12 protein-coding genes are annotated in these 13,499 nt (G+C 72.9%); 8 read left to right on the forward strand and 4 right to left on the reverse strand.

Annotation, left to right across the window (positions count from 1 at the left end):
• Nucleotides 1–184 precede the first annotated feature (184 nt).
• From trpS to KVT14_RS05985, 4 genes are all read left to right on the forward strand, one after another.
• Complete coding sequence (trpS, locus tag KVT14_RS05970) at nt 185–1,207, forward strand: tryptophan--tRNA ligase (RefSeq protein ID WP_217614845.1); 1,023 nt, start codon at nt 185–187, stop codon at nt 1,205–1,207.
• A complete protein-coding gene (locus tag KVT14_RS05975; RefSeq protein ID WP_217614846.1) occupies nt 1,204–1,743 on the forward strand; it encodes a 2'-5' RNA ligase family protein in 540 nt (179 codons plus the stop codon). The genes trpS and KVT14_RS05975 overlap by 4 nt, the downstream gene beginning before the upstream one ends.
• Before the next feature lie 94 nt (nt 1,744–1,837).
• A complete protein-coding gene (locus KVT14_RS05980) occupies nt 1,838–2,866 on the forward strand; it encodes a YihY/virulence factor BrkB family protein (protein ID WP_217614847.1) in 1,029 nt (342 codons plus the stop codon).
• Between the two features lie 152 nt (nt 2,867–3,018).
• Entirely contained in the window at nt 3,019–4,065 is a 1,047-nt protein-coding gene (locus tag KVT14_RS05985; protein ID WP_217614848.1) for an endonuclease domain-containing protein, read from the forward strand.
• A 129-nt stretch (nt 4,066–4,194) separates the two neighbouring features.
• Here KVT14_RS05985 and KVT14_RS05990 read toward each other — a convergent pair whose 3' ends face one another.
• Genes KVT14_RS05990 through sdhC form a run of 4 tightly spaced genes read right to left on the reverse strand, consistent with a single transcriptional unit; the run spans nt 4,195 to nt 7,723 of the window.
• On the reverse strand, nt 4,195–4,962 hold the full coding sequence (locus KVT14_RS05990; RefSeq protein ID WP_166942903.1) for a succinate dehydrogenase iron-sulfur subunit: 768 nt from the start codon (nt 4,960–4,962) through the stop codon (nt 4,195–4,197).
• Nucleotides 4,962–6,800, reverse strand: a complete 1,839-nt coding sequence (sdhA, locus tag KVT14_RS05995) for a succinate dehydrogenase flavoprotein subunit (protein WP_217614849.1) — start codon at nt 6,798–6,800, stop codon at nt 4,962–4,964. Before sdhA ends, KVT14_RS05990 begins: the two co-directional genes overlap by 1 nt.
• Nucleotides 6,801–6,846: 46 nt before the next feature.
• Nucleotides 6,847–7,296, reverse strand: a complete 450-nt coding sequence (locus KVT14_RS06000; protein ID WP_147795869.1) for a succinate dehydrogenase hydrophobic membrane anchor subunit — start codon at nt 7,294–7,296, stop codon at nt 6,847–6,849.
• 55 nt (nt 7,297–7,351) lie between these two features.
• The gene (sdhC, locus tag KVT14_RS06005) at nt 7,352–7,723 is read right to left on the reverse strand and encodes a succinate dehydrogenase, cytochrome b556 subunit (protein ID WP_308160927.1); all 372 of its coding nucleotides are present in this window, start codon (nt 7,721–7,723) and stop codon (nt 7,352–7,354) included.
• Between the two features lie 282 nt (nt 7,724–8,005).
• On the opposite strand from sdhC, the gene KVT14_RS06010 reads away from it, so the two are divergent.
• From KVT14_RS06010 to KVT14_RS06025, 4 genes are all read left to right on the forward strand, one after another.
• On the forward strand, nt 8,006–9,160 hold the full coding sequence (locus tag KVT14_RS06010; RefSeq protein ID WP_217614850.1) for a mannose-1-phosphate guanylyltransferase: 1,155 nt from the start codon (nt 8,006–8,008) through the stop codon (nt 9,158–9,160).
• 68 nt (nt 9,161–9,228) lie between these two features.
• On the forward strand, nt 9,229–10,431 hold the full coding sequence (locus KVT14_RS06015) for an amidohydrolase (protein WP_308160917.1): 1,203 nt from the start codon (nt 9,229–9,231) through the stop codon (nt 10,429–10,431).
• A gap of 228 nt (nt 10,432–10,659) precedes the next feature.
• Nucleotides 10,660–11,757, forward strand: coding sequence for a BMP family protein (locus KVT14_RS06020; protein ID WP_217614851.1), 1,098 nt, complete (start codon nt 10,660–10,662; stop codon nt 11,755–11,757).
• A 145-nt stretch (nt 11,758–11,902) separates the two neighbouring features.
• Nucleotides 11,903–13,483 (forward strand): ABC transporter ATP-binding protein, encoded by a 1,581-nt coding sequence (locus KVT14_RS06025; protein WP_217614852.1) that lies wholly within the window; start codon nt 11,903–11,905, stop codon nt 13,481–13,483.
• The last annotated feature ends 16 nt before the right edge of the window (nt 13,484–13,499 follow it).

Below are 13,499 nucleotides of genomic sequence, written 5' to 3' on the forward strand. Positions count from 1 at the left end.
ACCGCGGCGGCGGCCGCCGGTGCCGGCGCGGCCGCGCACGCCGCGCGCGCCGCCCCGTCGACGACCCCGCTGCCGCCCGGCGAGCCGGCCCCGTTCGACGACGAGGCCACCTGACCGCCGCCGAGCAGCCCGCTCCCGCCCCCTCCTGCACGGGCCACCCGCCCCCGACCGTCAGAATGGACCCATGGCCTCCGGCTCCCCTCGCATCTTCTCCGGGATGCAGCCCACCTCCGACTCCCTCCACCTCGGCAACTACCTCGGCGCGCTGACCCAGTGGGTCGCGCTGCAGGAGTCCTACGACGCCCTCTACTGCGTCGTCGACCTGCACGCGCTGACGGTGGCGCCCGACCCGGCGGCGCTGCGCGAGCGCACCCGGCGCACCGCGGCGCAGTACCTCGCCGCGGGCGTGGACCCGGAGCGCTCCATCCTGTTCGTGCAGTCGCACGTCGCGGAGCACGCCGAGCTGGCGTGGCTGCTGTCCTGCCAGACGGGCTTCGGCGAGGCCGGCCGGATGACGCAGTTCAAGGACAAGTCGGCGAAGCACGGCGCCGAGGGCACCACGGTCGGGCTGTTCACGTACCCGATCCTCATGGCGGCGGACATCCTGCTGTACGACACGGCGCTCGTGCCGGTCGGCGAGGACCAGCGTCAGCACCTCGAGCTGACCCGCGACCTGGCCGAGCGGCTGAACAAGCGGTTCGGCGACGGCACCGCGGTCGTGCCGGACGCGCACATCGTCAAGGCCACCGCCAAGATCTACGACCTGCAGGACCCGACGGCCAAGATGAGCAAGTCGGCGTCGAGCCCGAACGGCATCATCGAGCTGCTCGACCCGCCGAAGACCGTCGCCAAGCGGATCCGCTCGGCCGTCACCGACGCGGGCTCGGAGATCCGGTTCGACCGGGAGAACCAGCCCGGCATCGCCAACCTGCTGACGATCTACTCGGCCCTCACGGGCCGCGAGGTCGAGTCGATCGTCGCCGACTACGAGGGCAAGGGCTACGGCCACCTCAAGGTCGACCTGGCGGACGTGGTCGTCGAGTTCCTCGCCCCGTTCCAGGAGCGCGTGAACGGCTACCTGGCCGACCCGGCCTCGCTGGACGCCGTGCTCGAGGACGGCGCCGAGCGGGCCCGGGCCATCGCGCGGGGCACGCTCGACCGGGTCGCCGACCGCTTCGGCCTCCTGCCGCGCCGCCGGACGGCATGAACCCCACCGGGCCGTTCGCCGACGAGCTCCGGATCGGCGTCGCGGTCTCCGTCCCGGAGCCGTACGCCGCCGAGCTCCAGGCGGCCCGCGCCCGCGTCGGCGACCCGGCCGCCGACCTGATCCGGCCGCACATCACGCTGCTCGGCCCGACCGTCCTCCCGACGGCCGCGCTGCCCGAGGCGGAGGAGCACCTGCGGGCGGTCGCGGCGGCGCACGCGCCGTTCACCGTGCACCTGCGGGGGACCGCGACCTTCCGCCCGGTCTCGCCGGTGGTGTTCGTCGAGGTCGTCGAGGGCATCGCGTCCTGCGAGCTGCTCGAGGTCGCCATCCGGTCGGGCGTGCTCGACCAGCAGCTCCGGTTCCACTACCACCCGCACGTCACCATCGCGCACGAGGTCCCGGACGACGCCCTGGACCGGGCGTTCGAGGACATGGCGGGGTTCGAGGCGCGGTTCGACGTGACCGAGATCCACGTGTACGAGCACGGGGACGACGGGATGTGGCGGACGATCGGTGCGTTCCCGCTCGAGGGCTGACGCGGGCGGGTGGACGCCGCCCGCGGCGCCCTGACCGGCGGCGACGCCCCCGCTCGGGATGCCGAGCCGCCGCGCGGTCCCTAGGGTCGTCCGCATGGGAGTCCCGGCCGAACCGCAGGGCGCCGGGCGGGCGCACGCCGCCGCCGCGAGCGCGGAGGACGTCGCCGCCGGCAACCGGCAGGACGTCGGCGCGCGGGTCTACCCGGGCGGGTTCGCCGGGCTGGTCGCGCGCGGGAAGGCCGTGCTGGCCTGGTGGCAGCGCACCCGGGCCGCGCGGGCGAACGCCCGGTTCGGCGAGGCCGGCGGCGGGGTCCTGACCGGCGGCATCGCCTACGCCACGATCTTCTCGGTGTTCGCCGGGCTGACCATCGGGTACTCGGTCTTCATGGCGGTCCTCGGCAACAACGAGGCGCTGCGCCAGACCGTCCTGGACACGATCGACGCCAACCTGCCGGGGCTGGTGAAGACGGGCCCCCGCGACGACGGCGTGATCGACCCCGACTCGCTCCAGCTGAGCACCGGTGTGGGCATCGCGGGGCTGGTCGCGTTCGTGGTGCTGCTGGTGAGCGCGATCTCGGCGATGGCAGCGCTGCGCACGGCCGTCCGCGCGATGTTCGCCGCCGAGGGCGCCGGCGGCAACGCCGTCGCCGGGAAGCTGCGGGAGCTCGGCGGGTTCGCCGGCATCGGCCTGGCCATCCTCGTCTCCGCGGTGCTCAGCATCGCCACCACGACCGCCGCCGACTGGGCGCTCAGCGCGCTGGGCCTCGACGGCTCGACCGTCGGCTCCCTCGTGCTGCGCGCGGCCGGCATCCTCGTGGCGTTCGTCGTCGACGCCGGGACGTTCGTGCTGATCGTGCGAGTCCTCGCGGCGCAGCACCCCGCGTGGCCGGACCTCCGGCAGGGGATGCTCGTCGCCGCGGTCGGGCTCGGGGTGGTGCGGGTACTGGGCACGTCGGTGGTGGCGGGGTCGGCGGACCGGAACGCGATCCTGGCGTCGTTCGCGGTGATCGTGACCCTGCTGATCTGGATCAACCTGATCGCCCGCATCGTCCTCCTGGCCGCCGCCTGGACGGCGGACCCGCCCGCGCCCGAGCAGACCCCGGAGACCCCGGAGGCCCCCTGACCCAGGTCCCTTCCCTCGAGTGGAGCGTTCTGCCCGACACGCCGGTGCGTGTCCGGCAGAACGCTCCACTCGTCTCCACTGACCTGGCCGTTGTCCACAGGACCGTCACGGCGGGTTGGCCGCGTCGGGCCCGCCACCCGCACAGTGGGTCGATGAACCGACCCCCCTCCGCCGGCGTGCAGACGCGTCCCGCCCTCGGCGGTGACCTGCCCGCAGTCCTGTCCGCACGCGACGCCGCTGCCCAAGGGCGCAGGCGCGACCTCCGCGCGGGCTACGTCCGGGCCTCGCAGGGGGTGCACGTCGCCGCGGGAACCGAGATCGACGACCCTGACGTACGGATCGCCGTCGCGATGACGGGCGCTCCCGAGACCGTCACGCTGGGCGGCTGGGCGGCGGCACGACTTCACGAACGGCGTGCGCTGCGCATTCGGGCGGCGTCGCGCGGAGCGCGAGGTCGCGGCGGCCGCGACGACGGCGCGCTCCTGTTCGACGGGGCGGTCGTCGGGGGCCGTCCCGGCGACCTCTGCCCGGTGCTCCTCCTCGGTCCGCCCGAGATCCGGCTGGCACCTCGTGCCGGCCAGCGTCTCCTGCGCAGCAGGGTCGCGCCGCACGAGCGCACGACGTTGGATGGCTACGCGATCACGGACGTGACGCGCACGGCGTTCGACCTCGCGCGGACCTCGCCGCCGACCGACGCGGTCGTCGGCCTGGACCGGATGCGCGCCCTGGGACTGGCCTCCGTCGAGGACCTCCAGGTCCTCGTGCGTGAGCGGTCGCGGTGGCGGGGTGCCGACGCCGCTCGACGCGCCCTCGCCCTCTCGGCTGACGGCGTGGAGTCGCCGCAGGAGACGCGGATGAGGCTCGCGTGGCTCGAGGCCGGCTTGCCGGCACCGTTGTGCAACCCCGACGTGCTGGACGAGGACGGGCGGTTCGTCGCCCGGGTCGACGTGCTCGACCCGACGAGCGGGCTCGCCGCCGAGTACGACGGAGCGGTGCACTCCGGTGCGGAGCGGCGCAGCGCGGACGCCGCACGCCAGGAACGGCTGCGAGCGCTCGGCGTCGAGGTGCTGCGCGCGACGTCGGTCGACCTCGCCACCGCCGAGGCGCGCGCCCGTTGGCAGGGGAGGGCGCGAACGGCGCGCGACCGAGCTGTCGCGCAGCGGTCGACCGCACGGTGGCGGCTCGCTCCGACGCGCTGACTCGCGCGCCGAGCAGGCCGCGACAGTGGAAAGCAGTGGAGCGTTCTGCCCGACACGCGGGCGCGTGTCGGGCAGAACACTCCACTGAAGCGGGAAACGGGGACGGGGACGGTCGCCGTGCCGAAGGAGTCAGAACGCGCGGGTGATCATCGCGCGCTTGACCTCCTGGATCGCCTTGGTGACCTCGATGCCGCGGGGGCAGGCCTCGGTGCAGTTGAAGGTGGTCCGGCAGCGCCAGACGCCCTCCTTGTCGTTGAGGATCTCCAGGCGCTGCGCCCCGCCCTCGTCGCGGCTGTCGAAGATGAACCGGTGCGCGTTCACGATCGCGGCGGGGCCGAAGTACTGGCCGTCGGTCCAGAACACCGGGCAGGACGACGTGCACGCGGCGCACAGGATGCACTTGGTGGTGTCGTCGAACCGGGCGCGCTGCTCGGGCGACTGCAGCCGCTCGCGGGACGGCTCGGTGCCGGTGGTGATGAGGAACGGCATGATCTCGCGGTAGGAAGCGAAGAACGGCTCCATGTCGACCACGAGGTCCTTGATCACGGGCAGGCCCTTGATGGGCTCGACGGTGATCGGCTTGTCCGGGTTGAGATCCTTGAGCAGGGCCTTGCACGCCAGCCGGTTGCGGCCGTTGATCCGCATGGCGTCCGAACCGCAGACGCCGTGGGCGCAGGACCGCCGGAACGTCAGCGAGCCGTCGGACTCCCACTTGATCTTGTGCAGCGCGTCGAGCAGGCGGTCGGTGCCGTGGGCGGTGACCGTGTGCTCCTCCCAGTACGCCTCGTCGCCGTGCGTCTCGGGGGTGTAGCGCCGGATCTTGAGCGTGACCTCGAACGACGGGATCTCGCCGGCCTTGGGCTCGGCGGCGGCCGAGCGCTCTGCGACAGCAGTCATCAGTACTTCCGCTCCATCGGCTGGTACACGGTGGTCACGACGGGCTTGGTGCCCAGGAGCACGACCGGGCGGCCGGGCCCCGGCGGCGGGACCTCCTCGCCCTTCGGCGCGGAGAGCGCGGGGGAGTCGACCGGCACGCCGGGCTGCCGGCGGTAGGCCATGGTGTGCTCCATGAAGCCGGCGTCGTCGCGCTTCGGGTAGTCCTCGCGGAAGTGCCCGCCGCGGGACTCGCGCCGGTTGAGCGCGCCGACGACGACCGTCTCGGCGATGTCGAGCAGGAAGCCCAGCTCGATCGCCTCGATCAGGTCGGTGTTGAACATCCGGCCCTTGTCCTGGACGGACACCCGCGTGTAGCGCTCCTGCAGCACCTGGATGTCCTGGAACGCCTGGCGCAGCGACTCGGCGGTGCGGAAGACCTGCGCGTTGGTGTCCATCGTCTGCTGCAGCTCGCGGCGGACGTCGGAGACGCGCTCGCCCTGGGGGCGGTTCCGCATGTCCTCGAGCTCCTCGACGACGGCCGCGGCCGGGTCGGCGGGCAGGTCCACCCACGACGCCCCGGCGGCGTATTCGGCCGCCGAGATGCCGGCGCGCTTGCCGAACACGTTGATGTCGAGCAGCGAGTTGGTGCCGAGCCGGTTCGACCCGTGCACCGAGACGCACGCGACCTCGCCGGCGGCGTACAGGCCCTTGACCACGTGGGTGGTGTCCCGCAGGACCTCGCCCTCGACGTTGGTCGGCACGCCGCCCATCGCGTAGTGCGCCGTCGGGTACACCGGGACGGGCTCCGTGTAGGGCTCGATGCCGAGGTAGGTCCGGGCGAACTCGGTGATGTCCGGGAGCTTCGCGTCGATGTGCGCGGGGTCCAGGTGGGTGAGGTCGAGCAGGACGTAGTCCTTGTTCGGCCCGGCGCCGCGGCCCTCGCGCACCTCGTTGGCCATCGACCGGGCGACGATGTCGCGCGGCGCGAGGTCCTTGATGGTGGGGGCGTAGCGCTCCATGAACCGCTCGCCGTCGGCGTTGCGGAGGATGCCGCCCTCGCCGCGAGCGGCCTCCGAGAGCAGGATGCCGAGGCCGGCCAGGCCGGTCGGGTGGAACTGGAAGAACTCCATGTCCTCCAGCGGCAGCCCGCGGCGGTAGGCCAGGGCCATGCCGTCGCCGGTCAGCGTGTGCGCGTTCGACGTCGTCTTGTAGATCTTCCCGGCGCCGCCGGTCGCGAGGACCACGGACTTGGCGCGGAACACGTGGATCTCGCCGGTGGACAGCTCGTAGGCGACGACGCCCGAGACCGCGACGTCCTCGCCCTCGGGCACCTCCCGGCCGGTGAGGTCGTGCGTGAGGATCAGGTCCAGCACGTAGAACTCGTTGAAGAACGCGACCTCGTTCTTCACGCACTGCTGGTACAGCGTCTGCAGGATCATGTGCCCGGTGCGGTCCGCGGCGTAGCAGGCGCGGCGCACGGCGGCCTCGCCGTGGTTGCGGGTGTGGCCGCCGAACCGGCGCTGGTCGATCCGGCCCTCGGGCGTGCGGTTGAACGGCAGGCCCATGCGCTCCAGGTCGAGCACCGCGTCGATGGCCTCGTTGGCCATGATCGTCGCGGCGTCCTGGTCGACCAGGTAGTCGCCGCCCTTCACGGTGTCGAAGGTGTGCCACTCGGGGTTGTCGTCCTCGACGTTGCCGAGCGCGGCGCACATGCCGCCCTGGGCCGCGCCGGTGTGCGAGCGGGTCGGGTACAGCTTCGAGATGACCGCCGTGCGGGTGCGGGCGGACGACTCGAGGGCGGCGCGCATCCCGGCGCCGCCGGCGCCGACGATCACGACGTCGAACTGGTGGGTCTGCATCGGGGTCGATGCCTCCAAGCGAATGCGGGGGTGCGAGATGAGGGCGTCAGGCGGTGCAGAACGACGGCAGCAGGTCCGCCGGGCTGTTCGCGGGGCACGGGTCGAAGGTGAAGATCACCAGCGTGCCGAGCACGACCACCACGGTGAACGCCGTGTAGAGCGCGAGCTTGAGCACCAGGCGGGTGCCGTCGCGCTCGGCGTAGTCGTTGATGATCGTCCGGACGCCGTTGGTGCCGTGGATCATCGCGAGCCACAGCATCAGCAGGTCCCAGATCTGCCAGAACGGGGACGCCCACTTGCCGGCGACGAACCCGAAGTCGATGGCGGAGATGCCCTCGCCGGCGACCAGGTTCACGAACAGGTGGCCGAAGATCAGCACGAGCAGCACGACGCCGGACGCGCGCATGAACACCCAGCCGTACAGCTCCCAGTTGCCGCGCGAGGTCCGGCGGCCGGGCCCGGCGCCCCGGGTGCGGGGGGCGGCGATCGTGGTCATCTCGGGGCCCCCGCGGAATCGTGAGCGCAGCGAGCGATTGCGTGGGGTGAGGTCATCACTCGCCTCCGAAGACGTGCATCAGGTGCCGCGGCAGGAAGCCCGCCATCGTCACGACGAACAGGCCGAGCACGACCCAGAGCATCACGCGCTGGTACTTCGCGCCCTTCGACCAGAAGTCGACCAGGATGATCCGGATGCCGTTGAAGGCGTGGAACACGATGGCGGCGACGAGGCCGGCCTCGCCGAGCCCCATGATCGGGTTCTTGTAGGTCCCGATGACGGCGTTGTACGCCTCGGGGGAGACCCGCACGAGCGACGTGTCGAGCACGTGCACGAGCAGGAAGAAGAAGATGAGCACGCCGGTGATCCGGTGGGCGACCCAGGACCACATGCCTTCGCGGCCGCGGTAGAGGGTGCCGCCGGGGATCCGCTTGGCCGTGGGGGCGGCGTCGTCGCGGGCTTCGGCAGGCGCAGTGGGCACGGGTGGCCTCCTGGCGAGTTCGGGCGGGACTGCTGTGTCCGGTCCGATCACTGTAGTGATCGTGCGCTGGGTCACCCTGCCGTCGGGGGCCGGATCGGGCCCGATGTGATCAAGCGCACACGTCGGTCGGGACCTGGGTCCCTGGTCCGACGCGCGTCGCGACCGGGCCACCCGCACGGGTGACGCGGGGCCGACCGCGGTCCGGTTCCTCCCGATACGCTGCCCGGCATGTCGAGCCCCGCCACGCCCGCGTCGCCCGTGCAGCCCACCCCGATCGACGGCTTCCACGCCGTCGTCCCCGCCGGAGGAGCCGGCACCCGGCTGTGGCCGCTGTCCCGTCAGGGCTCGCCCAAGTTCCTGCACGACCTGACCGGCACGGGCCGCACCCTGCTGCAGGGCACCGTCGACCGCCTGCTGCCGCTCACCGGGCGCGACGGCGTCCTGGTCGTGACCGGCGTGCGGCACGCGGAGGCCGTGGCGGCGCAGCTGCCCGAGCTGGGCCCGGGTCAGGTCGTCGCCGAGCCGTCGCCGCGGGACTCGATGGCCGCCATCGGCCTCGCCGCCGCGATCCTCGCCGAACGGCACGGCCCCGACGTGGTGCTCGGCTCGTTCGCCGCCGACCACGTCATCGACGACCTCGACGGGTTCTGGTCCGCGGTGACCGAAGGGGTCGCCGCCGCGCGCGCGGGCTACGTCGTCACCATCGGGATCGAGGCCACCGAGCCGTCGACCGCGTTCGGCTACATCCGTGCCGCCGCCCCGCTCGAGGCGGAGGGCGCGCCGAGCGCGCGGCACGTCGCCGGCTTCACGGAGAAGCCCGACGCCGAGACCGCGGCCGAGTACCTCGCGACCGGCGACTACTGGTGGAACGCCGGCATGTTCCTCGTGCAGGCGGGCGTGCTGCTCGACCACCTCGCCCGGCAGCTGCCCCCGCTGGCGGCGGGCCTGCGGGAGATCGCCGCGGCCTGGGAGGACCCGGAGCGCCGGGACGCCGCGCTCGCCGAGATCTGGCCCGGGCTGACCAAGATCGCCATCGACCACGCGATCGCCGAGCCGGTCGCGGCCGCCGGCGGCGTGGCCGTGGTGCCGGGCTCCTTCACGTGGGACGACGTGGGCGACTTCGACTCGCTGGCGGCGCTGCTGCCGGCGGTCGGCGTCGACGGCGGGCGCACGCTGGGCGACGACGCGCTCGTGCAGCGGCTGGACGCCGCGGGCGCCGTCGTCGTGCCGGGGGCCGGCCGGGCCGTCACGGTGCTGGGCGTCCCGGACGCCGTCGTCGTCGACACCGCGGACGCGGTGCTGGTCACCACGCGGGCGCACGCGCAGGCCGTGAAGCAGGCGGTCGACGGCTGGCGCGGCCGGGGTCGCGACGACCTGCTCTGACGGCCCGCGGCGCCCCGGGCGCGGACCCGGACCTGCCGCCACCTGCGCGGACGGCTAGGGTCGGGAGGGTGATCGTCGACGCCACCCGGGTCAACCAGCTCGTCGCCACCCTGCAGCCCGAGCTGGTGGAGATCCGGCGCGACATCCACGCCCACCCCGAGCTCGGGCGCACCGAGCAGCGCACGACCCGCGTCGTCGCGGACCGCCTCCGGCTCGCCGGGCTGTCCCCGCGGCTGCTCCCGGGGACGGGCCTCACGTGCGACATCGGGCCGAGCCCGGTGGAGACAGGCCGCCGCCGGATCGCCCTGCGCGCCGACATCGACGCGCTCCCGGTCCAGGAGACGACCGGGCTGCCGTACGCGTCGACGGTGCACGGCGTCGCGCACGCCTGCGGCCACGACGTGCACACCACGGCGCTGCTCGGCGCCGGGCTGGTGCTGGCCGAGCTGCACGAGGCGGGCGAGCTGCCCACGGGGGTGCGGCTGGTGTTCCAGCCCGCCGAGGAGGTGCAGCCCGGCGGCGCGCTCGACGTGCTGCAGGCGGGCGCGATGGACGGCATCGGCCGGATCTTCGCGCTGCACTGCGACCCCAAGGTCGACGTCGGCCGGATCGGCAGCCGGATCGGCCCGATCACCTCGGCCTCCGACGAGATCACCGTCGTGCTCACCGGCCCGGGCGGGCACACCTCGCGCCCGCACCTCACCGCCGACCTCGTGTACGCGCTCGGCCAGGTCATCACCCAGGTGCCCGCGGTCCTCGGGCGGCGGCTCGACCCCCGCTCGGGGGTCAACCTCACGTGGGGCGCGGTCCAGGCGGGCTCGGCGCACAACGCGATCCCGGCCTCGGGGTCGGTGCGCGGCACGCTGCGCTGCCTCGACGTCCGCGCGTGGGAGAAGGCGTCCCAGGTCCTGCACGACGCGGTCGAGCAGGTCGTCGCGCCCTACGGCGTCGAGGTCGAGGTGCGGCACCAGCGCGGCGTCCCGCCGGTGGAGAACGACGAGCGCGCGGTCGCGGTGCTCGAGGCCGCGGCGCGCGACGTCCTCGGCGAGGAGTCCGTGCAGCTGACCGAGCAGTCGCTCGGCGGCGAGGACTTCGCCTGGTACCTGACCCGGGTCCCCGGTGCGATGGCCCGGCTGGGCACCCGCACGCCGGGCGGCCGGACCTACGACATCCACCAGGGCGACCTCGTCGTCGACGAGCGGGCGATCGCCGCGGGCGCGGCGCTCCTCGCGCGGGCGGCCCTGCGGGTCGGCGCGACGCCCGGGGGCTGAGGCTGCGCGGGACCGCGCTGGGCCGGTCGGGTGATCCGCCGCCCGGACGAATGTTCCAAGTCAGTAACGAAGGGGCCGGGAGAGTGCTCCGTAACACAGTCGTCACCTGCGCGTGGCTAGTGTTCACGACGAACACCGGACGACCCCGACCGTCCCGCGCGCAGCGTCGCCCGCGGTGACCGGGCGGGCCTCAGCGGACCGGTCGACGACGAGAAGCAGGAGCATCGCGTGAAGAAGATCATCCGTGCGGCCGCCCTCACCGGGGCTGTCGCGCTCGCCCTCGCCGCCTGCGGCAGCGCGCCGGAGGAGTCCGACAGCACCGCCGGCGGCGGCGGCGACACCGGCGCCTCCGACTTCAAGGCCTGCATGGTCTCCGACTCGGGCGGCTTCGAGGACAAGTCCTTCAACCAGTCGGGCGCCGAGGGCCTCGACCGCGCGAAGTCCGAGCTGGGCATCGAGGAGGTCAAGGTCGAGTCGACCGCCGAGACCGACTTCACGCCGAACATCGACTCGCTGGTGCAGCAGGACTGCAACCTGATCATCGGCGTCGGCTTCCTGCTCGAGGACCCGATCCAGGAGGCCGCCGAGGCCAACCCGGACATCGAGTTCGCGCTGATCGACTCCGCGTTCACCGACGCCGACTTCAACCCGGTGACGCTGGACAACGCCAAGCCGCTGCTGTTCAACACGCAGGAGGCCGCGTACCTCGCCGGCTACGTCGCCGCGGGCACCTCGACCACGGGCACCGTCGCCACCTTCGGCGGCATCCAGCTCCCGTCGGTGTCGATCTTCATGGACGGCTTCGCCGACGGCGTCGCCAAGTACAACGAGGACAACGGCGCCGACGTCAAGGTCCTCGGCTGGGACAAGGAGGCCCAGACCGGCTCCTTCACCGGTGACTTCGAGAACCAGACCAACGGCCAGAACCTGGCCAAGGGCTTCATCGACCAGGGCGCGGACGTCATCATGCCCGTCGCCGGCCCGGTCGGCCTCGGTGCCGCCGCGGCCGCGCAGGAGGCCGGGGACGTCGCGATCGTCGGCGTCGACGCCGACTGGTTCGAGACCTCGCCCGACTACTCCTCGATCATCCTGACCTCGGTCATGAAGGAGATCGGCCAGGCCGTGTTCGACACGGTCAAGGAGGCCTCCGAGGGCAGCTTCTCCTCGGACCCGTACGTGGGCACCCTGGAGAACGAGGGCATCGGCATCGCGCCGTTCCACGACTTCGACGCGAAGGTGCCGGCCGAGGTCAAGACGGCCGTCGAGGACCTGAAGGCCCAGATCATCTCCGGTGACCTGGTCGTGGAGTCCCCGAGCCAGAACTGACACCAGCGCCGTGGTGGCCCGGGCAGGACGCCTGCCCGGGCCACCGCTGCGTTCACCCGCGCACCCGGGACCTTGCGGCTGTCTCCGGCCGTCCGGTTTGGCCTAGTGTGCGCAGCGACACGATCGACCGAAGGAGCAGTCCCACGTGAAGCTCGAGCTGCGGGGGATCACCAAGCGTTTCGGCGCCCTGGTGGCGAACGACCACATCGACCTGGTGGTCGAGCCCGGCGAGATCCACGCGCTGCTGGGCGAGAACGGTGCCGGCAAGAGCACCCTGATGAACGTGCTGTACGGGTTCTACGACCCGGACGAGGGCCAGATCCTCGTGGACGGGCGGGCCGTGGAGTTCGCCGGCCCGGGCGACGCGATGGCCGCGGGCATCGGCATGGTGCACCAGCACTTCATGCTGGTCCCGGTGTTCACCGTCGCGGAGAACGTCGTCCTCGGGTACGAGCCCGTCAAGGGCGGCGGCATGCTGGACCTGACCGCGGCCCGCCGCCGCGTCAAGGAGATCTCCGACCGGTTCGGGTTCGACGTCGACCCCGACGCCCTGGTCGAGGACCTGCCGGTCGGCGCGCAGCAGCGCGTCGAGATCATCAAGGCGCTGTCCCGGGACGCGAAGGTCCTCATCCTCGACGAGCCCACCGCGGTGCTGACGCCGCAGGAGACCGACGAGCTCATCGCGATCATGCGGCAGCTGAAGGCGGCGGGCACGTCCATCGTCTTCATCACCCACAAGCTCCGTGAGGTCCGCGCCGTCGCGGACCGGATCACGGTCATCCGGCGCGGCAAGGTCGTCGGCAGCGCGCGGCCCGACGCCGCGGAGACCGAGCTGGCCTCGCTCATGGTCGGGCGGTCCGTCTCGCTCGGCGTCGACCGCGCGCCCGCGCAGCCAGGCGAGGTCGCCCTGCAGGTGCGGAACCTCTCCGTGCTCGACGAGGCCGGCGTGCGCCAGGTCGACGACGTGTCGTTCGACGTGGCCCGGGGCGAGATCGTCGCGGTCGCGGGCGTGCAGGGCAACGGCCAGACCGAGCTCACCGAGGTCATCCTCGGCCTGCAGCAGCCGGTGGCCGGGTCCGTCGTGCTCGACGGCACCGAGCTGGTCGGCCGCACGGTCAAGCAGGTGCTCGACGCCGGGGTCGGGTTCATCCCCGAGGACCGGACCGAGGACGGCGTCGTCGCCGACTTCTCGGTCGCCGAGAACCTCATCCTCGACCTGTACGACCGCGCGCCGTTCGCCCGCGGGATCTCCCTCGACCCGAAGCGGGTCCAGGAGAACGCCGAGCGCCGGACGGTCGAGTTCGACGTCCGCACGCCGTCGACCGAGGCGCACGCCGGCACGCTGTCCGGCGGCAACCAGCAGAAGGTCGTCCTGGCCCGCGAGATGTCCCGCCCGCTGCGGCTGTTCATCGCGTCGCAGCCCACCCGCGGCCTCGACGTCGGGTCGATCGAGTTCGTGCACAAGCGGATCGTGCAGGAGCGGGACACCGGCACCCCGGTGATCATCGTCTCGACCGAGCTCGACGAGGTGCTCGCCCTGGCGGACCGGATCGTGGTCATGTACCGCGGCCGGATCGTCGGCATCGTCCCCGGCGGCACCGACCGCGACGTGCTCGGCCTGATGATGGCCGGCGTCCCGCAGGCCGAGGCCGTGCAGCAGGCCGCGACCCACCACACCGTGCTCGGCGAGGCCGACATCGAGGCCTCCGAGGAGGAGAGCAAGTGAGCCAGGCGACCCCCGC

The organism is Cellulomonas sp. GbtcB1 (genome assembly GCF_019091725.1).
Lineage (GTDB): Bacteria > Actinomycetota > Actinomycetes > Actinomycetales > Cellulomonadaceae > Cellulomonas.